27 protein-coding genes and 1 tRNA gene are annotated in these 25,242 nt (G+C 55.4%); 14 read left to right on the top strand and 14 right to left on the bottom strand.

Features of this window, described 5'->3' with window-relative positions; all coding sequences use genetic code 11:
- Positions 1-33: 33 nt before the first annotated feature.
- Together C7387_RS13530 and C7387_RS13525 are read right to left on the bottom strand one after the other, a co-directional pair.
- Positions 34-109, bottom strand: a tRNA-Phe gene (locus tag C7387_RS13530).
- A gap of 104 nt (positions 110-213) precedes the next feature.
- Complete coding sequence (locus C7387_RS13525; protein WP_040903211.1) at positions 214-924, bottom strand: DUF554 domain-containing protein; 711 nt, start codon at positions 922-924, stop codon at positions 214-216.
- A gap of 326 nt (positions 925-1,250) precedes the next feature.
- On the opposite strand from C7387_RS13525, the gene C7387_RS13520 reads away from it, so the two are divergent.
- Positions 1,251-3,389, top strand: a complete 2,139-nt coding sequence (locus C7387_RS13520) for an ornithine decarboxylase (protein ID WP_120816873.1) — start codon at positions 1,251-1,253, stop codon at positions 3,387-3,389.
- A 19-nt stretch (positions 3,390-3,408) separates the two neighbouring features.
- On the opposite strand, the gene C7387_RS13515 is transcribed toward C7387_RS13520, so the two are convergent.
- On the bottom strand, positions 3,409-4,104 hold the full coding sequence (locus C7387_RS13515; RefSeq protein WP_006818311.1) for a response regulator: 696 nt from the start codon (positions 4,102-4,104) through the stop codon (positions 3,409-3,411).
- Positions 4,091-5,731, bottom strand: a complete 1,641-nt coding sequence (locus C7387_RS13510; RefSeq protein WP_038255626.1) for an ATP-binding protein — start codon at positions 5,729-5,731, stop codon at positions 4,091-4,093. Before C7387_RS13510 ends, C7387_RS13515 begins: the two co-directional genes overlap by 14 nt.
- Before the next feature lie 280 nt (positions 5,732-6,011).
- Here C7387_RS13510 and C7387_RS13505 point away from each other — a divergent pair, with 280 nt between their 5' ends.
- Genes C7387_RS13505 through citG form a run of 8 tightly spaced genes read left to right on the top strand, consistent with a single transcriptional unit; the run spans position 6,012 to position 13,322 of the window.
- Positions 6,012-7,376 (top strand): 2-hydroxycarboxylate transporter family protein, encoded by a 1,365-nt coding sequence (locus tag C7387_RS13505; RefSeq protein WP_038255610.1) that lies wholly within the window; start codon positions 6,012-6,014, stop codon positions 7,374-7,376.
- A 22-nt stretch (positions 7,377-7,398) separates the two neighbouring features.
- On the top strand, positions 7,399-8,262 hold the full coding sequence (locus tag C7387_RS13500; RefSeq protein ID WP_038255608.1) for a fumarylacetoacetate hydrolase family protein: 864 nt from the start codon (positions 7,399-7,401) through the stop codon (positions 8,260-8,262).
- A gap of 16 nt (positions 8,263-8,278) precedes the next feature.
- Positions 8,279-9,289 (top strand): [citrate (pro-3S)-lyase] ligase, encoded by a 1,011-nt coding sequence (citC, locus tag C7387_RS13495; protein WP_006818316.1) that lies wholly within the window; start codon positions 8,279-8,281, stop codon positions 9,287-9,289.
- Between the two features lie 16 nt (positions 9,290-9,305).
- A complete protein-coding gene (citD, locus tag C7387_RS13490) occupies positions 9,306-9,599 on the top strand; it encodes a citrate lyase acyl carrier protein (RefSeq protein ID WP_006818317.1) in 294 nt (97 codons plus the stop codon).
- A complete protein-coding gene (gene citE / locus C7387_RS13485; protein ID WP_038255606.1) occupies positions 9,596-10,471 on the top strand; it encodes a citrate (pro-3S)-lyase subunit beta in 876 nt (291 codons plus the stop codon). Before citD ends, citE begins: the two co-directional genes overlap by 4 nt.
- Positions 10,472-10,481: 10 nt before the next feature.
- Entirely contained in the window at positions 10,482-12,005 is a 1,524-nt protein-coding gene (gene citF / locus C7387_RS13480) for a citrate lyase subunit alpha (RefSeq protein WP_120816872.1), read from the top strand.
- Positions 12,005-12,544 (top strand): citrate lyase holo-[acyl-carrier protein] synthase, encoded by a 540-nt coding sequence (citX, locus tag C7387_RS13475; protein WP_006818320.1) that lies wholly within the window; start codon positions 12,005-12,007, stop codon positions 12,542-12,544. Before citF ends, citX begins: the two co-directional genes overlap by 1 nt.
- Positions 12,522-13,322: a triphosphoribosyl-dephospho-CoA synthase CitG gene (gene citG, locus C7387_RS13470; protein ID WP_038255603.1), complete on the top strand. Its 801-nt coding sequence runs from the start codon at positions 12,522-12,524 to the stop codon at positions 13,320-13,322. Before citX ends, citG begins: the two co-directional genes overlap by 23 nt.
- Positions 13,323-13,357: 35 nt before the next feature.
- On the opposite strand, the gene C7387_RS13465 is transcribed toward citG, so the two are convergent.
- The 4 genes from C7387_RS13465 to mutY form a co-directional block, all read right to left on the bottom strand.
- Positions 13,358-14,614 (bottom strand): nucleoside permease, encoded by a 1,257-nt coding sequence (locus tag C7387_RS13465; RefSeq protein ID WP_038255601.1) that lies wholly within the window; start codon positions 14,612-14,614, stop codon positions 13,358-13,360.
- 218 nt (positions 14,615-14,832) lie between these two features.
- Positions 14,833-15,918 carry a membrane-bound lytic murein transglycosylase MltC gene (mltC, locus tag C7387_RS13460; protein WP_006818324.1) on the bottom strand — a complete coding sequence of 362 codons (1,086 nt, stop codon included), beginning with the start codon at positions 15,916-15,918 and terminating at the stop codon, positions 14,833-14,835.
- A gap of 43 nt (positions 15,919-15,961) precedes the next feature.
- Positions 15,962-16,237 carry an oxidative damage protection protein gene (locus tag C7387_RS13455; RefSeq protein WP_006818325.1) on the bottom strand — a complete coding sequence of 92 codons (276 nt, stop codon included), beginning with the start codon at positions 16,235-16,237 and terminating at the stop codon, positions 15,962-15,964.
- A 27-nt stretch (positions 16,238-16,264) separates the two neighbouring features.
- A complete protein-coding gene (gene mutY, locus C7387_RS13450; RefSeq protein WP_170155405.1) occupies positions 16,265-17,317 on the bottom strand; it encodes an A/G-specific adenine glycosylase in 1,053 nt (350 codons plus the stop codon).
- 144 nt (positions 17,318-17,461) lie between these two features.
- Between mutY and trmB the strand changes: the two genes are divergently transcribed.
- From trmB to C7387_RS13435, 3 genes are read left to right on the top strand one after another with little or no spacing between them, the layout of a single operon-like run.
- The gene (gene trmB, locus C7387_RS13445) at positions 17,462-18,181 is read left to right on the top strand and encodes a tRNA (guanosine(46)-N7)-methyltransferase TrmB (RefSeq protein ID WP_006818327.1); all 720 of its coding nucleotides are present in this window, start codon (positions 17,462-17,464) and stop codon (positions 18,179-18,181) included.
- The gene (locus tag C7387_RS13440) at positions 18,181-18,507 is read left to right on the top strand and encodes a YggL family protein (protein ID WP_006818328.1); all 327 of its coding nucleotides are present in this window, start codon (positions 18,181-18,183) and stop codon (positions 18,505-18,507) included. Before trmB ends, C7387_RS13440 begins: the two co-directional genes overlap by 1 nt.
- Before the next feature lie 51 nt (positions 18,508-18,558).
- A complete protein-coding gene (locus C7387_RS13435; protein WP_120816870.1) occupies positions 18,559-19,278 on the top strand; it encodes a YggN family protein in 720 nt (239 codons plus the stop codon).
- A gap of 32 nt (positions 19,279-19,310) precedes the next feature.
- Here the strand turns inward: C7387_RS13435 and C7387_RS13430 are convergent, their stop codons facing one another.
- The 6 genes from C7387_RS13430 to C7387_RS13405 form a co-directional block, all read right to left on the bottom strand.
- Complete coding sequence (locus C7387_RS13430; RefSeq protein ID WP_120816869.1) at positions 19,311-19,673, bottom strand: endonuclease domain-containing protein; 363 nt, start codon at positions 19,671-19,673, stop codon at positions 19,311-19,313.
- A 63-nt stretch (positions 19,674-19,736) separates the two neighbouring features.
- Positions 19,737-20,879, bottom strand: a complete 1,143-nt coding sequence (gene hemW / locus C7387_RS13425) for a radical SAM family heme chaperone HemW (RefSeq protein WP_038255581.1) — start codon at positions 20,877-20,879, stop codon at positions 19,737-19,739.
- Complete coding sequence (locus C7387_RS13420; RefSeq protein ID WP_120816868.1) at positions 20,872-21,465, bottom strand: XTP/dITP diphosphatase; 594 nt, start codon at positions 21,463-21,465, stop codon at positions 20,872-20,874. The genes hemW and C7387_RS13420 overlap by 8 nt, the downstream gene beginning before the upstream one ends.
- A gap of 8 nt (positions 21,466-21,473) precedes the next feature.
- Positions 21,474-21,764 (bottom strand): DUF167 family protein YggU, encoded by a 291-nt coding sequence (gene yggU, locus C7387_RS13415; protein WP_120816867.1) that lies wholly within the window; start codon positions 21,762-21,764, stop codon positions 21,474-21,476.
- Positions 21,761-22,327 (bottom strand): YggT family protein, encoded by a 567-nt coding sequence (locus C7387_RS13410; RefSeq protein WP_120816866.1) that lies wholly within the window; start codon positions 22,325-22,327, stop codon positions 21,761-21,763. Before C7387_RS13410 ends, yggU begins: the two co-directional genes overlap by 4 nt.
- Before the next feature lie 21 nt (positions 22,328-22,348).
- The gene (locus C7387_RS13405) at positions 22,349-23,050 is read right to left on the bottom strand and encodes a YggS family pyridoxal phosphate-dependent enzyme (RefSeq protein WP_120816865.1); all 702 of its coding nucleotides are present in this window, start codon (positions 23,048-23,050) and stop codon (positions 22,349-22,351) included.
- 16 nt (positions 23,051-23,066) lie between these two features.
- Here C7387_RS13405 and C7387_RS13400 point away from each other — a divergent pair, with 16 nt between their 5' ends.
- Positions 23,067-24,047, top strand: a complete 981-nt coding sequence (locus tag C7387_RS13400) for a type IV pilus twitching motility protein PilT (protein ID WP_120816983.1) — start codon at positions 23,067-23,069, stop codon at positions 24,045-24,047.
- Positions 24,048-24,546: 499 nt separating this feature from the next.
- A complete protein-coding gene (locus C7387_RS13395) occupies positions 24,547-25,200 on the top strand; it encodes a LuxR C-terminal-related transcriptional regulator (RefSeq protein WP_006818337.1) in 654 nt (217 codons plus the stop codon).
- The last annotated feature ends 42 nt before the right edge of the window (positions 25,201-25,242 follow it).

The raw sequence follows: 25,242 nt of genomic DNA, 5'->3' as shown, positions 1-25,242 counted from the left end.
AACCAGCCCGTAGGCTGGTTTTTCTGGAATAAGTGGTGCCCGGACTCGGAATCGAACCAAGGACACGGGGATTTTCAATCCCCTGCTCTACCGACTGAGCTATCCGGGCAACGGGGCGCATTAAACCTGATTCACCTCGCCTCGTCAACGAAATTTATGAATTTCGCAGCAGACTGCACAATCTATCACCACTTTCGCACATTAACACCATTTTCAGGCAAAAAAAGCGGTCCAGGCGGCGGAAAGCGGCATTGCCAGCAGCAGCGCGGGGAGCATGTTAACCACCGCAAACATCTTGATCCCGCAGATCCGCAGGCCGGTTGCGACCAGTAATAGCCCGCCAACGGCGGTGAAGTCGGCCATCATCGCCGGGGTGGTCATCGGCAATATCAGCGTGGCGCAGGCGGCGAGCGTCAGCTGGATGATGAGCATCGGTACGCTGATGGCCGCAACGGCGATGCCGAGCGTGCAGGCGAAGATGGTGGCGGTGAAGAAATCGAGAAACGCTTTGGCGATCAGAATGCTGGGATCGCCAGTCATTCCTTCATGCATTGAGCCGAAAATCCCGGTGCCGCTGGCGCAAAACAGGATGATGATAGCGACATAATTCTGCACAAAAGCATCGTGACCACCGCCGTGTTTACCGGGCCTGGAAACCATTCGTTGTGCCTTACCGACCGCCGCATTAATGCCTTTTTCCAGATAGCAAAACTCACCAATCAGCGCGCCCAGGAGCGTTGCCAGCACCATCACCGGCAGGTTGGCGCACTTCACGACCAGCAGAATACCAATACCCAGTGAGGCAAGGCCAAAGATAGAGGTCATGGAGACACGAATACGCTCCGGCAGGCGCTGGCTGAGCACTGCCCCCAATACACCGCCGAGCAGTACGGCTCCGGCGTTGATAAATGGCCCTGTAACCACAACTCCCTCCTGGTAATTAATCGTTATTGTTGCATTATTATTTATAATTTTCCGAATGTAAGCCAGATATTGCTCATGAAACTGCATAATCAATGCATCTTGCACCCACTGGCGAAAGGTGCCATGATTGCGCGAATTTTCTCCTCTCCTGAGATGGGGCCGACAGTGATGACCACTTCATTACGAATTTGCCTGCACCCATGCGCGCGCAAGCGTAGGTTTTCTCATACTTTCCGTTTACTTTCTATGATCGTCATGCGGTGAAGTTCACGCCCACTCATTGTCGTTAACCCTTTATTTTCCTCCCGAAACGGGTCTGATTGCCTATGAAATCTTTGAAAATTGCCGCCAGCCATACGCTGGTTTCTCAACTCTCTACGCACCGGGAAGTGGTAGCGCTGGACGCGACCGATTTTACCGACGTGGCGGCGGTCGTCATCAGCGAAGCGGACAGCCGCAGCGGTATTCTGGCGCTGCTGAAGCGCAGCGGTTTTCAGTTGCCGGTGTTTATGCTGACGGAAGCAGAGACGACACTTCCGGAAGGTGTCAGCGGGGCGATAAACGGTAAAGCCCAGCAGTGGCTGGAGCTGGAGAGCGCCGCGGAGCGCTATGAGCAAAATCTGCTGCCGCCATTTTTTGACACCCTGAAGCAGTACGTTGAGATGGGCAACAGCACCTTTGCCTGCCCGGGGCATCAACATGGTGAATTCTTCAAAAAGCACCCGGCAGGGCGTCAGTTTTACGATTTCTTTGGCGAGAACATCTTTCGCGCCGACATGTGCAATGCCGATGTCAAACTGGGCGATTTGCTGATCCACGAAGGGGCGGCAAAAGACGCGCAAAAATATGCCGCAAAAGTGTTTAATGCTGACAAAACCTGGTTCGTGCTGAACGGCACTTCGGCGGCCAACAAGGTGGTGACTAACGCGCTGCTGACCCGGGGGGACCTGGTGCTGTTCGATCGTAACAACCACAAGTCGAACCACCATGGCGCGCTTATCCAGGCGGGAGCAACCCCGGTGTATCTCGAGGCCGCGCGTAACCCGTTCGGCTTTATTGGCGGCATTGACGAACACTGCTTTGATGAAACTTACCTGCGCGGGCTCATTGATGAAGTCGCACCAGAGAAGGCAGGAGACGCGCGGCCGTTCCGTCTCGCGGTTATTCAGCTTGGCACCTACGATGGCACCGTGTACAACTCCCGCCAGGTTATCGATAAGATAGGTCATCTCTGCGACTACATCCTGTTTGATTCCGCGTGGGTAGGCTATGAGCAGTTTATCCCGATGATGGCTGACTGCTCGCCGCTCTTGCTGGAGCTTAACGAGAATGACCCGGGGATCTTTGTGACCCAGTCGGTGCATAAGCAGCAGGCCGGGTTCTCGCAAACCTCGCAGATCCACAAGAAAGATAACCACATTCGCGGTCAGGCGCGTTTTTGCCCTTACAAGCGACTCAATAACGCCTACATGCTGCATGCGTCAACCAGCCCGTTCTACCCGCTGTTTGCCGCCCTCGACGTCAACGCGAAGATCCACGAAGGGGAGAGCGGACGTCGCCTGTGGGCGGAGTGCGTAGAAATGGGGATCGAAGCGCGCAAGGCGATCGTGGCTAACTGCAAGATGATCAAACCTTTTATTCCGCCGGTGGTGGCGGGGCGACCGTGGCAGGATCATCCGACAGAGGCCATTGCCCGTGAGCGTCGCTTCTTCAGCTTCGGGCCGGGTGAGCGCTGGCATGGGTTTGAAGGCTACGCCCAGGATCAGTACTTTGTTGATCCATGCAAACTGCTGCTGACAACGCCCGGGATCGACGCTGAAACCGGTGAATATACCGACTTTGGGATCCCGGCAACCATCCTTGCTCACTATCTGCGGGAAAACGGCATCGTGCCGGAGAAGTGCGATCTGAACTCGATCCTGTTCCTGCTCACCCCGGCGGAAAGCCCGGAAAAGCTGGCGCAGCTGGTGGCCATGCTCGGGCAGTTTGAGCAGCACATTGAAGACGACACGCCGCTTTGCGATGTGCTGCCCACGGTCTACCAGAAATACCCGGTGCGCTATCGCGATTACACCCTGCGCAAGCTGTGCCGGGAGATGCACGACCTTTACGTCAGCTTTGCGGTCAAAGATCTACAAAAGGCAATGTTCCGCAAGGCCAGCCTGCCGCCGGTGGTGATGAACCCGCAGGATGCCAACCGTGAGTTTATTCGCGGCAACGTAGAGCTGGTGCGCCTCAGCGAGGCCGAAGGGCGAATTGCTGCTGAAGGGGCGCTGCCGTATCCTCCGGGCGTGCTGTGCGTGGTGCCCGGTGAGATTTGGGGCGGTGCGGTGCAGCGCTACTTCCTGGCGCTGGAAGAGGGGGTTAACCTGCTGCCCGGGTTCTCGCCGGAGCTGCAGGGTGTCTACAGCGCGACCGATGCCGACGGCATTGAGCGGCTGTACGGCTATGTACTGAGCGCCTGACCGAAAAAGAGGGGGGAACTTAATGTTCTCCCCGCTTGTATAACCGGCGCGGATGACCGATTTTGCCATACAGCATTTCTACCTGAAGAAACCCGGCCTCGACGCAGTGCTCCAGATAGCGGCGGGTCGTGGTTTTGCTAAGCCCGGTGGCGGTTACCACGTCGTCAACGGAAAAGCAGCGCGCTTCATCCTGGTGAAACAGCGTTTGCACAATAGTCAGCGTTTTTTCTTCAATCCCTTTGCTGCCGCTGTCGAGGCGGTAGTTCTTAGCCTGTAGCTGGTACAGAGAGTCCACGTTCTGCTGGTCGACAATCTTCCACGTTCTTTGCTGTTCATGAAACTGCACAAAACGTTCCAGCGACTGGCCGAGGCGTTTCCAGGACACTGGCTTCAGAATGTAGTCAAAAGCGCCGTTGCGAATGGCCAGGCTGCAGGTATCCATATCGCTGGCGGCGGTGATAAAGATCACCGAGCAGTTCGCGCGTGCCAGTAGCGGATCGCTGATAAGGGTGATGCCTTTACCGTCGGGCAGATAGTTGTCGAGCAGCATCAGCTGCGGATGGTGCTGGTTGATAAGCGCGTGCGCCTGCGATAGCGATGCCGCCATCCCCACCAGACGCATCCGGGGGTGCTTCTTGATAAGCTCTGCGTGAAGCTCAGCAAGTTCCGGCTCGTCCTCCACGATAATTACGTCGATGATGTCAGTGTGTTGCATAATCTGTCTCTTCTGGATCCTGACCCTGGCGTATGTGACCGCCGTCGGCAGGAATAAATAAAGAAAATATCGTGCCGCGTGGCATGTTGTCTGCCACTTCGATAGTTCCGCCCACCTGAGTCACGTAGCTCTCGATAAGATAAAGACCGATGCCGTGATCGCCCCGGGTTTTGGTGGTGACGCCGCGTTCAAAAATACGTTCGCGGATTTCTGGTTTAATGCCAATGCCGCGATCCGCGACTTCAATAAGCAGCTCCCTGTCGTTAAGCTGGATCAGCACATCGACCGGATCGTGCGGTAAAGGTGCGCGCTGGGTGGCTTCAATGGCGTTGTCCAGCAGGTTGCCGATGATTGAAATAAGCTCCGATTCTGCAAGGCCGGTGAAGGGCCTGTCCATAAGACAACCGGCATCAAACGCCAGTTCGACGCCTTTTTCGCGGGCGCGCGCCGCTTTGCCGAGCAGCAGCCCGCAGAGCGTCGGCGAACTGAAGCGCGAAGAGATAAAGTCGAGCAGCTCCTGGGCGTGCTCTGACTGTGCCTGGATATAGCGAATGGCTTCATCATAGCGTCCCATATGCAGCAGACCCGAGAGCGTGGTCATCCGGTTAAGCTGCTCGTGGCGCATGATGCGCAGGTTATCGACGTAGCGTTTTACCTGGCTTAGCTGGGCGCTCAGTGAGTCTATTTCGTTGCGATCGCGGAAGGTGATAACCCAGCCCTGCAGCGAGTTTTCCAGCATTATCCGCACCCGGCTCGCAATGACGTTGAGCTGGTTGAAATGGCAGATTTCGTCGTGGGTGTCTTTCTCGAGCATATGCTGGAGCTCAAAGAACGATACCGGCTCAATGACTTGCGTAATCAGCTGCCCGCGCAGGTGGCGGGTGGGCTGGCTTAAGCCCAGAAGCTTACGCGCCGCCTGGTTGATAACCTCAATGCGCATGTTTTTATCGATGGCGATAACCCCTTCGTAAATCGACTCCATCAACGCTTTTTGCTGGCGTACCAGCAGGCCAATCTCGCGGGGTTCAAGCGAGAAAATCTGTTTCTTAATGCTGCGGGTGAAAAACCACGAGAACACAAAGAGGGCTGTCAGCAGCAGTACCGCCGCAATCAGGATGTTCACTACCTTATTGACCGTGATGCTGTCGAGATAGCTGGTGAGGTAGCCGACGGAGACAATCCCCACGACCTGGCCCGCATCGTTGAACACCGGTGCTTTGCTACGCAGCGAAATGCCTAAGCCGCCTTTGCGGATAGTGATGGTGGTTTTCCCCTCCAGCACTTCCTGGTTATCACCGCCGACCAGTTTGGTGCCAACGCGGTCGCTGAATACCGAATGAAATAAATGGATACCGTGGTTATCGCCAATAACAATAAAGCTGGCGTCGCTGTGCTGAGCAATCTGGCGCATGAAGGGAGTAATTGCCGCAATATCTTTTTGCTCGATCTCTTTACGTAAATTCGGAATAAGCGCAATTTCCTCTGCCTGAATTCTGGCACGAGCACTCATCTCCTGGTAAAGCTGACGGCCGACATCGACGTAATAATATCCGCCCAGCAGCGCGAACAGAATCGAGAAAAACGCGACCAGGGAAATAAAGAGTTTTATCTGAAATGACAACTTCATGATTATCACGCGCGTAACTTGTCGGGCGCTCACTGTATCACTCTTTCCCATCGCTGCGGGCGTTTTGCCGGAAACTTGTGATCCTTTGCACAGCGCGGCCTGCAGAGAATAAAAACCATAAAAACCACGCTAAAAAATAAGGTGCTTCTCACAAAAAAATAATAGAAACCATAAAAACCATAGGTGCCATTAAAACTTCGGTTGTTATCTGCATTTCCTCACATAAAGTGCGTCATTGCCTCACTACTCTGACAATGCAAAATAACTAAGGGGCTTACTCATGAGCACAACTGATGATTCTTTTTCTGTTACCCACGACCCGATAGATATTCCAAAGCGCTCTCTCAAAGAGAAGTGGTGGCATATTATGGATACCTGGAAGGTGGGGATTATTCCTCTGCCACTGTTTTTGTTAGCCGGTGCGCTTATTGCCATTGACTGCCTGGGCGGTAAACTGCCAAGCGACATTGTGGTGATGGTTGCCACCCTGGCGTTCTTCGGTTTTGCCTGCGGTGAGTTCGGTAAACGTTTACCGATTATCGGCAAGCTGGGGGCGGCGGCAATCTGCGCGACCTTCATCCCGTCTGCGCTGGTGTATTACGGCCTGCTGCCGGACGTGGTGGTCGAGTCGACCACCAAATTCTATAAATCTACCAACATTCTGTATCTCTATATCTGCTGCATTATTGTCGGCAGCATCATGAGCATGAATCGCACCACGCTGATTCAGGGCTTCCTGCGTATTTTCTTCCCGATGCTGTGCGGTGAAATCGTCGGCATGATTGTCGGGATGGGCGTCGGTCTGGCGCTGGGTCTCGAACCGTTCCAGATCTTCTTCTTCATTATTCTGCCCATCATGGCCGGCGGCGTTGGCGAAGGGGCGATCCCGCTCTCCATCGGTTATGCGACCCTGCTGCATATGGATCAGGGCGTGGCGCTGGGGCGTATTCTGCCGATGGTGATGCTGGGTAGCCTGACGGCTATCGTTATCTCCGGTTGTCTGAACCAGCTGGGTAAACGCTATCCGCACCTGACCGGCGAAGGTCAACTGATGCCGGACAGCAAAGCAGATGCGAAAAACGAAGCTCCTGCGGCGATCTTCAGCGGCAAAGTTGACGTAGCGACCATCGCTTCCGGCGCGCTGTTGGCGGTGCTGCTCTATATGCTCGGCATGCTCGGCCATAAACTGATTGGCCTGCCGGCACCGGTTGGCATGCTGTTCATCGCCGTCTTCATCAAGCTGGCGCACGGTGTTTCTCCGCGCATCCTTGAAGGCTCGCAGGTAGTGTACAAATTCTTCCAGACCTCCGTGACCTACCCGATCCTGTTCGCCGTGGGCGTGGCGATTACGCCATGGGAAGAGCTGGTTGCTGCATTCAACATCACGAACCTGCTGGTCATCATCAGCACCGTTTCGGCACTGGTCGCGACCGGCTTCTTCGTCGGTAAAAAGATCGGTATGCACCCGATTGATGTCGCCATCGTTTCCTGCTGCCAGAGCGGCCAGGGCGGTACCGGTGACGTCGCCATTCTGACCGCAGGTAACCGAATGAGCCTGATGCCGTTCGCGCAGATTGCTACCCGCATCGGCGGCGCTATCAACGTCTCGGTTTCCCTGCTTGTCCTTGGCAACTTCCTTATTTGATTGATGTATTTCAGGAACCACTATGAAACTTGCAAGCTTTACCCACCAGGGGACCCGCAGCTACGGCATCGTGAAGGCCGATGGGGTGGTCGATTTAGGCCGACGTATTGGCACCCGCTACGCCGATTTAAAAGCCCTGCTGGCCGCCGATGCGCTGAACGACGCGCAACAATATGCCAGCGAAATCAGCGACTACGCGCTGAACGCGCTGCAGTTTTTGCCGGTGATTGAACACCCGGAAAAGATCCTGTGTGTCGGTATGAACTATGCCGAAAAGCGCAAAGAGTTTGACCAGCACAACCCGGCGCCGACGCTGTTTGTCCGCTTCCCGGATTCGCAGACTGGCCACAACGCGCCGGTGCTGAAGCCGCGTCACTCTTGTGAATTTGATTATGAAGGTGAACTGGCGGTCATTATCGGTAAGGGCGGGGAGAATATCTCCCGCAGCGCGGCCCTGGAGCACGTGGGGGGTTACAGCTGCTACATGGATGGTTCCGCCCGCGACTGGCAGCACACCTGGTTTACCGCCGGGAAAAACTGGCGGCAGACCGGGGCGTTTGGTCCATGGATGACCACGGCGGATGAAATCCCTGACCCGCATCAGCTGGCCATCCGCACCTGGCTTAACGGCCGTATGGTGCAGGAGGACAACACCGCCAGCATGATCCACAAAGTGGCGGAGCTGATTGAATACATCAGTACCTTCACCCGCCTTAGCCCGGGCGATGTGATCATCACCGGGTCGCCCGGTGGTGTTGGCAAAAAACGCACGCCGCCGCTGTTTATGAACGCAGGCGATCGTATTGAGGTGGAGATTGAGCACATCGGCCATCTCAGCAACGTGATTATGGACGCACCCGCGCAGCAGCTGACGGCAGCGCACTGAGGAACGGCAGGGCATCATGATTGACTTTCGCATCACCGAGGTTCTGAAGCACCCGGAACGGATGAGCCAGATCCGCTACCTGCTGGCCGACAGCGGGTTAGGTATGGACAGCGACATCACCTGGGTTGTTGAAGCCTGGAAAGACGGCAGCCTGGTAGGCTGCGCCGGGCTCGCGGCGAACGTCATCAAGTGCGTAGCGGTAGACGAGCGTTTGCGGGGCGAAAACCTCAGCGCTCGCCTGCTGGGGGAAGTGGAGAATCTGGCGCTGGCAACCGGCCATTTTCACCTTTTCCTCTGTACACGCCCCTGCAATCGGGAGCGTTTTCAGAGCAGCGGTTTCTGGCCGATTGCCCAGAGCGGTGACAACGCCGTCTTAATGGAGAACACCCCGCAAGGGATTGCCCGCTACTGCCGATCGCTTGCCCAACAGCGCAGGCCTGGCGCCAGAATCGGTGCCATTGTGATGAACGCTAATCCGTTCACCCTCGGGCATCGTCATCTGGTGGAGCAGGCGGCGCGTAGCTGCGACTGGCTGCACCTCTTCGTCGTGCGGGAAGACGCTTCGTTCTTCCCGTTCCGCGACCGTCTGGCGATGGTGAAAGCGGGGGTCGCGCACCTGCCTAATATCACTCTGCACGAGGGATCGCAGTACATCATTTCACGTGCCACTTTCCCGGCCTATTTCCTTAAAGAGAGCGGCCTGGTGCAGCAGGCGTGGAGCGAAATCGATGTGCTCATCTTCCGCGACTACATTGCCCCGGCGTTGGGTATTACCCATCGTTTTATCGGCTCTGAGCCGTTTTGCGATATCACCCGTCAGTACAACCACACGATGCACACACTGCTTTCCGGCGCGGTTGAGGTGGTGGAGATCCCGCGCATAAAAGCCACCGGCAGCGCAATTTCTGCCTCTGAAGTCCGCCGTTTATTAAAAACCCGGCAGTTCTCGCGCATACAGGAGATCGTGCCGCAGACCACGTTCACGCATCTGGAGGCCCGCTTTGCCGCCAGCGCGGACGTCGCTTAAATACCAGGAAAAAACTATGAAAATTGTAAGGGAGGCGCTGGCCGGAACGCAGGAGTCCAGCGACCTGATGGTGAAAATTTCCCCCGCCGACGGCGAGCTGGAAGTGGTCATCCACAGTGAAGTGATGAAGCAGTTTGGCGAGCAAATTCGCCAGGTGGTGAACGACACGCTGCGCGCAATGGGCGTTCGGCAGGGACTCATCATTATCGAAGATAAAGGGGCTCTGGATTGCGTGATTCGTGCCCGCCTGCAGAGCGCCCTGATGCGCGCCGCGGAAGTCACAGAGCCAGAGTGGGAGAAACTCCAATGAACAAACTCCGCCGCAGTATGCTGTTCCTTCCGGGAGCCAATGCTGCCATGCTCTCCACGGCGTTTATCTATCGCCCTGACTCCATTATGTTCGATCTTGAAGACGCCGTGGCGCTGCGCGAAAAAGACACCGCGCGGATGCTAGTGTTCCACGCGCTCCAGCACCCGATGTACCAGGATATTGAAACCGTGGTACGCATCAACCCGCTCAGTACGCCCTTTGGCCTGCTCGATCTTGAAGCCGCGGTCCGTGCGGGCGTGGACGTCATTCGCCTGCCTAAAACCGATACGCCAGAAGACGTTGCCGAACTGGAAGGACACCTGGAGCGCATCGAACAAGCGTGCGGCCGGGAAGTGGGCTCTACCAAAGTGATGGCGGCGATTGAATCTGCGGTGGGGGTTATCAACGCGGTAGCGATTGCCCGTAGCTCTCCGCGCCTTATCGGCATTGCGCTGGCGGCCTTTGATTATGTGATGGACATGCAAACCGAGCGCGGCGACGGCACCGAGCTGTTCTATGCCCGCTGTGCGGTACTGCACGCGGCACGTGCCGCCGGGATTGATGCGTTTGACGTGGTGTGGTCCGACGTTAACGACGAAGCGGGGTTCCTGCGCGAAGTTGAGCTGATTCGCAAGATGGGCTTTAACGGCAAATCACTCATCAACCCGCGTCAGATAGATCTGCTGCACAATGCCTATGCGCCAACACAGCAGGAAGTTGACCACGCGCAGCGGGTGATTGAAGCCGCAGAAGAGGGCGAACGTAACGGCCTTGGCGTGGTATCGCTCAACGGCAAAATGGTCGATGCGCCTATCATCAACCACGCGCAAATGGTCCTGGAGCGCGCTGCCGCTTCGGGTGTACGTCGCTAAGGACAGAGCCATGAACCAGACAGAACTTCTCCACATTCAGTATCCGCATTTGCGGGACTTAGCGCCGTTCGACCGCGCGCACAGCGCCACTCCGTGGCTTGACGATGTCACCGACAAACACCAGCGCAAGCTGTGCGAAACCCTGGAACAGGCCGTCATTAAAAGCGGGCTGCAGGACGGAATGACCATTTCGTTCCACCATGCTTTCCGCGAGGGAGACCGGGTGATTAACCGGGTGGTCGCGTTGCTCGCGCAGATGGGATTCAAAAATCTGACCCTCGCCTCCAGCTCGCTGATGACCTGCAACGATGCGCTGATTGAGCACATCCGCAGCGGCGTTATTCGCCGGATCTACACCTCCGGCATGCGTGGCAAACTGGCGGACGCTATCTCTCATGGCCTGATGGATGAGCCGGTACAAATTCACTCACACGGTGGCCGCGTGAAGCTGCTGCAGGACGGTGAGCTGAAAATTGACGTCGCGTTCCTCGGCGTTCCATGCAGCGACGAATTCGGCAATGCCAACGGCAGCAGCGGGGCATCCTGCTGCGGTTCTTTGGGATACGCCATGGTGGACGCGCAGTTTGCCAGCAAGGTGATATTGCTGACAGAAAGCCTGGTGCCGTTTCCGAATATGCCCGCGAGCCTGGTGCAGGATCAGGTGGATTACATCGTACAGGTGGAGAGCGTGGGCGACCCGGCGAAAATCAGCGTCGGCGCGGCGCGCGTGACCAGCAACCCGCGTGAGCTGATGATTGCCCGCAACGCGGCAGAGGTGATTGAGCACTCCGGCTACTTCTACGATGGCTTCTCAATGCAGACTGGCTCTGGCGCGGCGGCTACCGCCTGCACCCGCTTTATGGGTGAGAAAATGCAGCGCGCGGGGGTAAAAGCACGTTTTGCTCTCGGCGGGATCACCGGCAGCCTGGTTGACCTGCACGAGCAGGGGCTTATTGAAAAACTCCTCGATACCCAGTGTTTTGACGGGCAGGCGGCGGCGTCGCTGGCGCGTAACCCTGATCACGTGGAGATCTCCACCAACGTTTACGCTAACCCCGGCAGTAAGGCGGCGAGCTGCGATCAGCTGGATGTGGTTATCCTCAGCGCGCTGGAGATTGACGTCGATTTTAACGTTAACGTGATCACCGGATCCGACGGCGTAATGCGCGGTGCATCCGGCGGTCACTGTGACGTGGCGGCGGCGGCTAACCTGACCATCGTTGTCGCCCCACTGCTGCGTAGCCGTATTCCAACGGTGGTGAAACGGGTAACGACCCGCCTGACCCCGGGTGAAAGCATTGACGTGCTGGTGACCGATCACGGCATTGCGGTGAACCCGGCGCGCCCGGAGATCCGCGAGCGTTTAGAGGCCGCTGGCCTGAAAGTGGTGGATATTACGGCGCTGTACGAGCGCGCGATAGCGCTCACCGGAGTCCCCAAAGCGATTGAGTTTACCGATAAAATCGTCGGCGTTATCCGCTACCGCGACGGTAGCGTGATTGACGTTGTTCGTCAGGTGAAGGAGAGCGAGTAATGAGCGTGCTGACCCCCGAAGTGCCGGTGGTCAGCCTGGATGCGCTGTTGGCGGCGAAAGATAGCCGCGCAGCGCGGCAGGCAGACTGGCTAACTCACTACCAGCAACCGGTGATTTCACTGACTCTGGTGACGCCGGGCGCGGTGAAAGACAGTATTCGTTATCGCAACAGTATGGGGGTAGCGCTGCAGGCCTGCGACCAGCTGCTGTGGCAGCAGCGCTGGCGCGTACTCGACCGGCAGGTGCTATGGTTACCCACCGGGCCAGAGGCGCTGTGGTGCGTGGAGCATTCGGCAACGGAAATCAAAGCCCACTGTGCGATGCTCGAGCAGACGCATCCGCTGGGCCGGCTGTGGGATCTGGACGTCATCTGTCCCACGCTGGGTCCGGTAGGGCGTAAATCCCTGGGCAACGACATGCGCCGCTGCCTGCTGTGCGATGAGCCTGCGCACGCCTGTGCGCGTTCTCGCCGCCACCCTCAGGATCAGGTGGTATCCCGCGTGGAGAAATTGATTGATGACTGGTTTACTCGCGACTAAACCGCGCGCTGCGGATGTCCCGGCGCTTGCCGAAGCGGCACTATGGCACGAGCTGAACCTGACGCCAAAGCCGGGGCTGGTGGACCGCGCCAACAGCGGTTCACATCGCGATATGGATTACGCGCTGTTTACCCGCAGTATTGCCGCCATCACCCCCTGGTTTCGCCGTTTTGAAGCCGCCGGTTTTGCGTATGCGCACTTTCCGGTGAGCGAGCAGCTGCGCAGGCTGCGCCCGTTCGGCATTGCCTGCGAACAGGCGATGCTCGCGGCCACCAACGGGGTCAACACCCACAAAGGCGGGATTTTCGCGCTGGGGTTACTCTGTTTTGCCGCCGGAAGGTTGCGTGGCCAGGCGCGCAGGCTTAGCGCCGACGCGCTGTGTCAGGCGGTGAGCGAGATGTGTCGCGGCATGGTGCAGCGTGAACTGGCGGGAAAAAGTGTGGCAACCACCGCCGGTGAACGTCAGTTTCAGCAGTACGGCCTGACCGGCGCGCGCGGTGAAGCCGAGAGTGGTTTTGCGATGGCGCGAAGTGTACCGGGCGTTAGTTTGCACGAACGGCTGCTGCGGCTGATGGCGGTCAACCCGGACAGTAATCTGGTGTCGCGCGGCGGCATTGAAGGTCTGCATTATGTTCAACGCTATGCGCAGCGGTTGCTGAAAGAGGGTTGGGATCTGGCGGCGCTGGAGGCCATGAACAGGGCGCTGGTGGAGCGTAACTTAAGCCCGGGCGGAAGCGCTGATTTGCTGTCGGTGGCGTGGGTGCTGGGGGAAATATAGCATCCTCTCCCGCAGGGGGAGAGGATGAGAAGGACTTAGTGGGCGACGGGCTGAGCGCCTGCCGGAACACGAACGTGCTTGTACTTGAACAGGGAGTAGAACGCGACGGCCAGAACCAGAGAGTATCCGGCGAAAATCAGCCACACGGATTTCCAGTCAGTGACACCGCTCAGGGTGTACATCTCAACGACCTTACCGCTCACCATACCGCCGAGGATACAGCCGAAGCCGTTGGTCATCATCAGGAACATGCCCTGGGCGCTGGCGCGGATTTCAGGTTTCACTTCTTTCTCAACGAACACCGAGCCGGAGATGTTGAAGAAGTCGAAGGCGCAGCCGTAAACAATCATCGACAGAACCAGCAGGATGCTACCGAACGGCGTCGGGTCGCCGTAGGCGAACAGACCAAAGCGGAACATCCATGCGAAGATACTGATCATCATGACTTTCTTAATGCCATAACGGCTCAGGAAGAACGGGATGGTCAGGATGAACAGGGTTTCAGACATCTGCGAAATCGACATCATCACCGAAGCGTGCTGCACGATAAAGCTGCTGGCAAACATTGGATCTTTGTCGAAGCTGTGCAGGAAGGTGTTACCGAACATGTTGGTTATCTGCAGTTCAGCACCGAGCAGCATTGCGAAGATGAAGAATACCGCCATACGCTTGTTTTTGAACAACGCGAAGGCATCGAGGCCGAGCATGGTGCTCCAGGTGAGGCTCTTCTGCTGGTTAGATACCGGAACATGCGGCAGCGTCAGGGTAAAGAGTGCCAGCGCCACGGACAGGGCCGCACCGATGTAGAGCTGCATGTGGCTCATTTCAAAGCCGCCGAAGCTCACTGCCCACATCGCCGCGATAAAGCCGATGGTGCCCCAGATACGGATAGGCGGGAACGCCGTCACGATATCCATACCGGCGGTTTTCAGACGGTAGTAAGAGATAGTGTTAATCAGCCCAAGTGTCGGCATGTAGGCCAGCGAGTTGAGCAAGATAACAAAGAACATCATGCCCGGTGTAGTTACCCCGGCGGCGATAAATAACGTCGCAGCACCCACCAGATGGCAGAAGGCGTAAAGCCATTTTGCACTGATCCATTTATCCGCCACTATCCCCAGTAAGGTTGGCATAAAGACCGCCGCAATCCCTAAGGAGCTGTAGACCGTACCGACAGAAACGCCGTCGAACTTCAGGGTGACTATCATGTAGGTGCCGAGCGTGGTCAGCCAGCTACCCCATAGACAGAACTGCAGAAATGACAAAATTTTAAGCTGCAGCTTCAGGTTCATTGTTACTTTCCTCACAAGAGAGCGGAATAAGTGTTCTGTTAGAAACATTCACGGGTATGAATTTGGTGAGATTCTATCGGTATGGTACGAGGCTTTTTGTTACTTTCCGCAAAAAAATGCAATGATTTTAATTTTGCAGCGCTAAATAGTGACGCAGTTAACATTTATGCATCATGTATAAGAAAAACCTCTCCCTTGCGGAAGAGGTTTACGAGGAATTACTTACGACGATAGCCTTTCTGCGCGCTATTCACTTTATACAAATAGCGGCGTGACTCAGCCGACGGGTGGCGAGTGGTGAGCGTCTGATAGACATCACCTGGCGCCATGTTGTTGATGATGTTCGCCGCCTGCGCTTTATCGCTGGAGAACACCCGCAGCACGCTGCCCGCACCGCCGTTGTAGGCGGTAATGACCGCGTAACGACGTGAGGTCGGGTTATCGATGCCGGAAAGATAGACGTTGTTCAGCATTGCCAGATACGCCGTACCGGTGTCGATATTGCTTGCCGGGTCGAACAGGAAGCTGCGGCTCGGCGTGCCGGATTTCCCTTGCGAACGGTACACGTCTTTCCCGGCGCTGTGCTGTACGACCTGCATCAGGCCGAGGGCGTCGGCGTTGCTCACCGCATACGGGTTAAACGACGATTCCGTCTGCATAATCGCGAGGATCAGGGATTCATCAACGCCGTACTTATGCGAAGCCTTACGTACCATGCCGATGTACTTATGTGCACGCTTATCGAGGTGGTTCGGCACCAGGTTGATGGTCACGCTATAGATGATGTGCAAGCCGTTGTTGCGGCTCTTCAGGCGGTTCTGAATCAGCCAGTCGGCATAGTTCGCCGCACGTCCTTGCCAGCGAATCGGTTGCCCGGTGTTGTCGACCACCTGGCCATACAGGAACGGCTCTTTAGAGATCTGAATATCGTCGGCATCGGAGTAGAGATCGACCGAGCTCGGATCGTCGCCCATCAGCAGGGTTTTGATGATGGTCTGACGCAGGCGCGCTGCAGGTTCCGTCCCGGCGATGGTTTCGACGGTAATGGTCCCCTCATCAAAGTTGATGTGGCTACGGGTCTGATACTGATCGGTATACTTCACGTAGTCCTTCGGCCCTGCCAACAGAACTTCGTTATACCCCCAGATATTCTCGATGTTGTGAGCAAACTGCCCCATCAGAATATCAAAACCGTTGGTGTCCTTTTCCCAGGCCTCGTTGTAGCTGTCGCCTTTTTTATTGGAGCTGGAACAAGAAACGAGCAACGGCGCAATCAAGGCTAGCGCTAATAATTTTTTCATCATTCCGGGAGTGCGTGTTGTGTTTGTTGTAAGGGCCGTCGGGCCCTTATGGTTTTTCCGGCGGCGTGTAGCCTTCGATATGCACGTCTTTGCCTTCAAACAGGAAGTTAACCATCTCCTGCTCCAGCAGCTTGCGATGCTCCGGGTTCATCATGTTGAGTTTTTTCTCATTAATCAACATGGTCTGCTTATGCTGCCACTGTCCCCAGGCTTCTTTTGAGATTTCGTTGTAGATGCGCTTGCCGAGTTCGCCCGGGTAAAGCTGAAAGTCCTGGCCGTCTGCGTCGCGCTGCAGGAAAGTACAAAAAATAGTTCTGCTCATGATATATCCTCTTTTTCGACCAGGGCGCTATGCCAGCGCTCCGGTGCGTAACTGCTGTAACAAACGCTCCACGGGAGCCGCCAGCCCGACGGCCGGTGGCTGGGCTAAGTTATACCAGAGAGCGCTGCCTTCATCCATGCATGAGGCACTGGACTGCACATCCAGCCACATTGGCACAATATCCAGATGGAAGTGGCTGAATGTGTGACGAAAAGCGGTCTGCTGGCTGAGATTATCCGCATTTATCTGCCGCTGCGCCAGCCACTGACGCAGGGCTTCTTCGGTTTCGAACTGCGGGAAGCAGAACAGCCCGCCCCACAGGCCGACCGGCGGCCGCTGCTGCAGAAACACGTCGTCGTGTTGCTGCATAATAAGGAAATAACCGGTGCGTTCAGGAATAGTCTGCTTCGGTTTCTTGCCCGGATACTGCGCCCAGCTGTGGTTGGCTTCAGCAATGCACAGGTTGTTGAGTGGACACAGATCGCACTTGGGTTTAGTACGCGTACAGACCATGGCACCCAGATCCATCATTGCCTGATTAAAGCGCTCAACCCCTTTTGCCGGAGTGACTTCTTCGCTGATTTGCCACAGGCGATTCTCTACCTCTTTTTTCCCCGGCCAGCCGCCGATGGCATAAGCACGTGCCAGCACGCGCTTGACGTTGCCGTCGAGAATGGGGAAATGCTTGCCGAGCGATAATGAGAGGATCGCCCCTGCCGTAGAGCGCCCGACGCCGGGAAGGGCGGCCACTTCTTCATAGGTTTCCGGGAATTTTCCCTTGTGCAGGCTGGCAACCTGTTGAGCCGCCTTATGCAAATTGCGCGCACGGGCGTAATAGCCAAGACCGGTCCACAGGTGCAACACTTCATCCAGCGGCGCGTTCGCCAGATCGGTAACCGTGGGGAATTGCGCCATAAAGCGTTCAAAATAGGGGATAACGGTGGTGACCTGAGTTTGTTGCAACATCACCTCTGAGAGCCATACTTTGTAGGGCGTCTTTTCAATTTGCCAGGGCAGAGTTTTACGCCCGTATTTGTCGTACCAGTCCAGAACCTGGGCTGAAAATTGAGAGGCTTGCATGGTCACCGATTCGTAATAACAGGGAGGCAAATTCCAGCACAGCGGCACAATGCTGTAAACAGGATCTTTCCCATGCTTGCATACTATCCCTAACTTTGGATAATGCCCGTTTCCCGAACACTCTCACAAGCAGACTTAATTTTTATGAATAACGACGTCATTTCACCGGATTTTGATGAAAACGGCCGCCCGCTGCGCCGTATTCGTAGCTTCGTCCGTCGCCAGGGGCGCCTGACCAAAGGACAACAGCACGCGCTGGATAACTACTGGCCGGTGATGGGCGTCGAGTTCAGCGAAGAGCCGGTCGACTTCGACACGCTGTTTGGCCGCTGCGCGCCAGTCACGCTGGAAATTGGTTTTGGTATGGGCGCATCGCTGGTGGCGATGGCGAAAGCAAAGCCGGAGCAAAATTTCCTCGGTATTGAAGTGCATTCGCCGGGCGTGGGCGCCTGCCTGAGCTCTGCTCATGAAGAGGGTGTCGATAACCTGCGTGTGATGTGTCACGACGCGGTTGAAGTGCTGCACAAAATGATTCCTGACAATTCTTTGAACATGGTTCAGCTCTTTTTCCCTGACCCGTGGCATAAAGCGCGTCATAATAAGCGCCGTATCGTTCAGGTACCGTTTGCAGAACTGATTAAAAGCAAGCTGAAGCTCGGTGGTGTATTCCACATGGCGACTGACTGGGAAGCGTATGCAGAACATATGCTGGAGGTCATGTCCTCGCTCGAAGGGTATAAAAACCTGTCTGAGAGCAACGACTTCGTACCGCGTCCGGAATCACGTCCGGTAACCAAATTTGAACAACGTGGCCATCGTCTTGGCCACGGCGTATGGGACTTAATGTTCGAGAGGGTGAAATAATGGCAAAGAACCGTAGCCGTCGTCTGCGTAAGAAAATGCATATCGACGAATTCCAGGAATTAGGATTTTCGGTCGCCTGGCGTTTTCCGGAAGGCACCAGCGAAGAGCAGATCGATAAAGTGGTTGATGACTTTATCAATGAAGTCATTGAGCCAAACAAGCTGGCGTTTGACGGCAGTGGCTATCTGGCCTGGGAAGGGCTGGTCTGCATGCAGGAAGTCGGTAAATGTACCGAAGAGCATCAGGCTACCGTTCGTAAGTGGCTGGAAGAGCACAAATTTGAAGATGTGCGCATCAGCGAACTTTTCGACGTCTGGTGGGACTAAGTTAAAGAAAGGGCCGGCAATTGCCGGCCCGTTTTGTATTGAGGGAAGAATATGATGCGCAAAACGCTGCTTGCGGCGGCGCTGACGGTAACCGCCTTTGCGGCACAGGCCGATTATCAGTGCAGTGTCACCCCGCGTGACGATGTGATTTTGAGCCCACAAACCGTGCAGGTGAAAGGGGAGAACGGCAATCTGGTCATCAAACCGGATGGCAGCGTGACCTTCAACGGCCAGGCGCGCAATCTGACCGCTGCCCAGCGTGAACAGGCGAAAGATTACCAGACCGAGCTGCGCACCGCGCTGCCGTGGATTGATGAGGGTGCTCGTACCCGCGTTGAGAAAAGCCGCATCGCGCTGGATAAAATCATCACCGAGCAGGTTGGTGAAAGCAGCAGCATGCGCGGGCGTTTGACCAAGCTTGATGCGCAGCTGAAAACCCAGATGAACCGCATCATTGAGCACCGCACCGATGGGTTAACCTTCCACTATAAAGCCATCGATCAGGTGCGTGCTGACGGACAGCAGCTGGTGAATCAGGCGATGGGCGGCATTCTGCAGGACAGCATTAATGAAGTTGGCGCCAAAGCGGTGCTGAAAGGCGGCGGTAACCCGCTGCAGGGGATTTTAGGCAGCCTCGGCGGCCTGCAGACCGCGATCCAGAATGAATGGAAGAATCAGGAAGATGATTTCCAGAAGTTTGGTAAAGACGTTTGCTCCCGCGTTGTGTCGCTGGAAGACAGCCGTAAAACGCTGGTAGGGTCGTTGAAGTAAGATTTTTTCCCCTCACCCTAACCCTCTCCCTTTCAGGGAGAGGGCTGGGGTGAGGGTAGCAGCGTTTGCAGAACCTCAAGCAGTTGGTCTAATACAGCCTCTTCATTACTCCATAACTCGTTATTCCAGAAACGAATGACTTCCCATCCTTTCGCATTTAACCAGGCGGTTCTTTGCCGGTCATATTGCGCTCTTTCGTCGTGCTGTCCGCCATCCAGTTCGACAACCAAATGCGCTTCGCAGCAGGCAAAATCAACAATATAGTTGCCTATGGGGTGTTGTCGGCGAAACTTGTAACGAGAAAACCGGCGGCCGCGTAACAGATACCAGAGATGCCTTTCTTCTGTCGTCAGCTCTCGCCTGAGCTGTTTTGCATAAGAATGAATAATGTCCATCCCCGCACTCTGCCAGTTTTTGCTTCGTCAGGCAGAGTGGAGGGTAAAATCTGGAATCTGGCTTCAGGACTCTTCGGCGAGGAACAGCTCAAGGAGGGAGTTTAAGAACAGTTTTCCGTGCTCGGTGATTTGCCAGAACTGGTCACACTCGGTGAGATAACCCTGTTTCAGCGCTTCTTCAATCTGCGGACGGACCGCCGATTCCGTCAGACCGGTGTAGAGCGGAAACTCAGCGCGCGGGGCAGGCTCCAGTAGGCGAAAGCGGTTCATGAAGAACTCAAAGGGTTTATCTTCAACTGCCACGTCGTGCTGGCGCTCCAGATAGCGTCCTTCCATATAGCCGCGCGGATGACGGGTTTTGGCGGTACGTAAAATGCGCCCATCCGGGAAGGTGACTTTGCCGTGCGCGCCGCAGCCAATCCCCAGATAATCACCAAAGCGCCAGTAGTTCAGGTTGTGTTGACACTGGTAACCCGGTTTGGCGTAGGCTGAGGTTTCGTACTGCTGATACCCTGCGGCGCTCAGCAGCTGATGGCCCTGTTCGAAGATATCCCACAGCGCATCGTCATCCGGCAGCACCGGCGGGCGTGAGCCAAACAGCGTGTTCGGCTCGATGGTTAACTGATACCACGACAGGTGCGGCGGATTAAGCGCAATCGCCTGGCGCAGGTCGTCCAGCGCCTCTTCCAGACTCTGGTCAGGAAGGCCATGCATCAGGTCGAGGTTAAAGCTGCGTAAACCGAGACCGCTTGCCAGTCGCGCCGCGCGTTTTGCTTCTTCCGGGCCGTGAATGCGCCCCAGCCGCTGGAGCTTGGGCTCGCTAAAACTCTGCACACCGATGGAAATTCGGTTAACCCCGGCACGCTGATAGTCGGTGAAGCGATCGGCTTCGACCGTACCCGGGTTGGCTTCCATGGTGATTTCTGCATCTGAAGCCAGGGTCAGGCGTGCGCGCACGCCGTCAAGCAGGGTCTGCATCGCAGGGCCTGAAAGCAGGCTCGGCGTACCGCCACCGATGAAAATGGTCTTTACTTCACGTCCTTGCGCGTAAGCCACGTCGGCATCGAGATCGTTTAGCAGATGCTGAACGTAATCATCGTGCGGCACTTCGCCCTTCAGCGCGTGCGAGTTAAAGTCGCAGTACGGACATTTCTGCACGCACCACGGAATGTGAATATAAAGACTGAGCGGTGGCAAATTAGCCATTACGTAATGCTTCCAGTAACTGTTTCAGCGCCTGACCGCGATGAGAAATAGCAATTTTCTCTTCACGGGTCAGCTCGGCTGCGGTTTTCCCTTCAGAAGGGACATAGAAAATCGGATCGTAGCCGAAACCGCCGTTACCGGCGCGTTCGCGGGTAATGACACCCGGCCAGCAGCCATGGCAGACCAGCGGCGTCGGATCTTCAGCATGGCGCAGATACACCAGCACACAGTGGAACTGCGCCTGGCGCTGTTCGTCCGGCACGTCTTTCAGGGTTTCCAGCAGCTTTTGCAGGTTCTGTTCGTCGCTGGCATCAACGCCGGAGTAGCGGGCGGAGTAGATCCCCGGCGCGCCGCCCAGCACATCGACCGCAAGACCTGAATCATCGGCAATCGCCGGAAGACCGGTGATTTGCGCCGCGTGGCGGGCTTTCAGAATAGCGTTCTCAATGAACGTCAGGCCGGTTTCTTCCGCCGACTCTACGCCAAGCTCAGTCTGAGCGACGATATCAAGACCAAAATCGTTGAGCAGCGTGGCGAGCTCACGCACTTTACCGGCATTACCGGTAGCAAGGACTACTTTTTGCATGGAATATCCTAATCAGTCAGCGCCGCGACGTTCGTCGGGATGTTTTGCGGATTCATGATCCTGACCTGCTTGTGGCGACCCAGTTCACCTTTTTCAATGATGACCTGGCTTTTCGCCACCTTAAACTGTTTTGCGAGGTATTTTACCAGATGCGCATTGGCCTGGCCGTCTACCGGTGGGGCGGTGATGGCGACTTTTAACTCGTCGCCATGCAGACCCACAATGCTGTCACGGCTGGCCTTCGGCTGAATATAAAGCCGCAACACCAGCGTACCGTCAGCGCTTTCTACGGCACTCATAGCGCCATCCACAGCCCCGGCAGCAGCATGTTACCGGTTGACTGCAGCAGTTCTGCGATGCCCATGTTAATGACATACAGCAGCAACACCAGAATCATTGGTGAGAAATCAATGCCACCCATCGACGGCAGTAGATTACGAATCGGGCGCAGCAGCGGATCGGCAAGCTGCATCAGCACGTACTCAACCGGGCTACGCCCACGGCTGACCCAGCTCATGATAGCCATCGCCAGCAGCACCCAGAAAATCAGCACGCCGATGGTTTTCAGCAGAATGAGAACGGCGGCAATCCAGATGATTGGCTGGAAAGTGATGACCATGAACAGCACAATGGCTTTCAGCACGCAGAGGATAAATGCGAGCAGCAGCGAGGCGCTATCAATCGGACCCATCGCCGGGATGATACGGCGCAGTGGCCCGACGATGGGCTGCGTGGCTTTCACCACAAACTGGGCGAACGGGTTGTAAAAATCACAGCGTGCCCACTGCATCCAGATGCGCAATAACAGCACCATCGTATACAGCTCAAGCACCGTTGAGAGCAGGAAAGTCAACGTCTTCATGGCGTTCCTCAGTTTTCCTTATTATTTTGTGTAGTCGCGCGCACCAAAAATGGCTGTGCCAATGCGCACCATCGTGCTACCTGCCGCAATGGCAGCTTCCATATCGTCCGACATGCCCAGAGAGAGCGTATCTACCGTAGGGTAGCGGGTTTTCAATTCGGCAAATGCTACCGCCATTTGCTGGGCGACGGCAAACTGCCTTACATATTCTGACTCAGGCGCGGGAATGGCCATAAGCCCGCGCAAGGTAATGCCCGGCAGCGCGGCAATGCTTTTTGCCAGCGCGTCGACTTCGTCGAGTGCGATCCCGGACTTACTTTGTTCGTCGCTGATATTTACCTGAATCAACACATTCAGCGGCGGTAATTCTGCCGGGCGCTGCTCGCTTAAGCGGGTGGCAATCTTCAGACGATCAACGGTATGGCACCAGTCAAAGTGTTCGGCGACCAGGCGGCTTTTGTTGGACTGCAACGGGCCAATAAAGTGCCATTGCAGGTTCTGTTGCCCCTTTTGCTGGAAATAGCGGACCTTATCCACCCCTTCCTGCACATAGTTTTCACCAAACGCCAGCTGACCCGCGGCGATAGCTTCTTCGATGGCGCTCGCAGGCTTTGTTTTACTGACTGCAAGCAACGTAACTTCTTCTGAATCGCGGCCGCAGCGTTCTGCCGCAGCGGAGATTTTGTCCCTGACCTGTGCCAGGTTATGCGCAATGTCGTTCATTTTTCCTGGTGGGTATATGGATATACAAGAGTTGGTGGAGCTTAGTGTAAAGCATAACGTCTCGGATCTACACCTGTGCAGCGGCAGAGCGCCACGATGGCGTCGGGATGGACGGCTTGAACCGGCAGAGCTGGATGCCCCAACCCCGGAACACTTGCTGAGGGCCTGGCTGACAACCGGGCAGCAGCAGGCGTTGCAAAAACAGCATCAGCTTGATTTCGCGCATCAGTTGCCAGACGGACGGCGGCTGCGTGCCAGCGCTTTTGCCAACCTGAATGGCCTTTCTCTGGCTCTGCGTATTTTACCCACAGCGTGCCCGCGCTTCATTGATCTGTCGCTCCCTCCTGCGCTGGAACCGTTACTGGAAGCACAAAGCGGGTTAATTCTGGTCACCGGTGCGACCGGCAGCGGTAAATCCACCACCCTCGCGGCGATGGTCGATACGCTTAACCACCGGCTACCCGGGCATATCATCACGCTTGAAGATCCGGTGGAATTTGTCCATACCAGTGCACGAAGCCTGATCCAGCAGCGTGAAATTGGTCTGCATTGCTCCTCGTTTGCCGACGGACTGCGAGGGGCGCTGCGTCAGGATCCTGACGTGATTCTCCTCGGCGAGCTGCGAGATGGTGAAACTATTCGTCTGGCCCTGACTGCGGCGGAGACCGGGCATCTGGTGCTGGCAACGCTTCATACCCGTACGGCGGCCTCGGCGATTGAGCGTCTGGCTGATGTGTTTCCCGGGGCAGAAAAAGATCTCGTACGCAGCCAACTGGCTGGAAGCCTGTGCGCCGTGCTGGCACAAAAGCTGGCGACCGGAAAACAAGGCGGGCGAATTGCACTATATGAGCTCCTTATTAACACCCCCGCGGTAGCGAACCTGATCCGCGAGGGGAAAAGCCATCAGCTCCCTGGCGTAATGCAAACCGGGCAGCAGGCTGGTATGCAGACCTTCACCCAAAGCCATCAGCAGCGGGTGTCGGCTGGGTTACTTTAGCCATATATCAGCGGGTGGTTAAATAATGATCTCATGGTGTTATTTGATGATAATCAAATACAGCGCAGTAAATCTATTTATTAATATTTGCGCTAAATCATTTATTACTTTAAATGCTTATGTAAAGTTATTTCAGATAATACGTAATAAATACTAATGTTGTGATTATGTTATCCTCAATAAGAGGTTATATGATGTATTATTACAGTGTGACTACGTACGGCTGTAATTACCGTCAGGCTCAGCATTGTCTCTCTTATTCAGGGGGGATGAGGTACGCAGAAAACATTAGATTGTATTGTTGATAGCTAGAAAAAAGTGGGGATATCTTTTGACACTTCTGATGCATTCGTTCTATCCTGATAACGGAAACAGGATGTTTCCCATAAAATATTGTTTCAATATGTTTTGTTTTTTTAAAAAATAATAACAAATTGGCTTTTTATTTTTGCATCATTTAACCACCAAGACGGTGGCTATCAACTAAGGAGAGTTTTAAATGCTTGATGTATCAGATAAAGTAGCGGGAATGCGACAGCTTGTTCTCATTACGCACCCTTCAGTTCAGGCTAATACTTTCGCCACCTGGCTTTGCGATCAACTACAGGTTTCTGTCGAAGTTCACAATATTAATAAACCACTGTTGCAACATCTTCCGAAAGGTACTGTCGTATTATTCGATATCGCCGTTTCGGGCAAGAAGCTTAATGGTATCTGGCGGGATATTATCCGCACCCAGGCGGATACCCCAAAGGTGTTAATTATCAATAGTGCACAGAAGTACGAGTTATACGAAATGGCGCAGTGGCCGTCGCTGTATGGTGTATTCCGTCATGATGATGATGAAGTACGTTTAATCGAAGGGGTGAAAGCCGTCTTAAATGGCGAGCAAACCGCCGAATTGAGCGTAATGCATCCAGCAATGTATTCTGCAGAGAATAATGCTGAGAGCACTGAGTCTATTCCATTGACCGAACGCGAGTGTGAAATCCTCAATGAATTGCGCCATGGCGCAACTAACATGGATATTGCGAGAGCGCTGTTCATCAGTGAAAACACGGTACGAACCCACCTGTACAATGTGTTTCGCAAGCTGAGTGTCAAAAATCGTACCCAGGCCGTTAGCTGGGCAAACGAACACCTGCGGCACTAGTCCTATTCACGGCCGGGTGCCTGTTTTCAGGCCTCCGGCTGA

The sequence above is a fragment of the Yokenella regensburgei genome, assembly GCF_003634235.1.
Taxonomy (GTDB): domain Bacteria; phylum Pseudomonadota; class Gammaproteobacteria; order Enterobacterales; family Enterobacteriaceae; genus Yokenella; species Yokenella regensburgei.
Note: the sequence above shows the minus strand (reverse complement) of the source record. Positions and strands in the feature narration are given on the sequence as shown.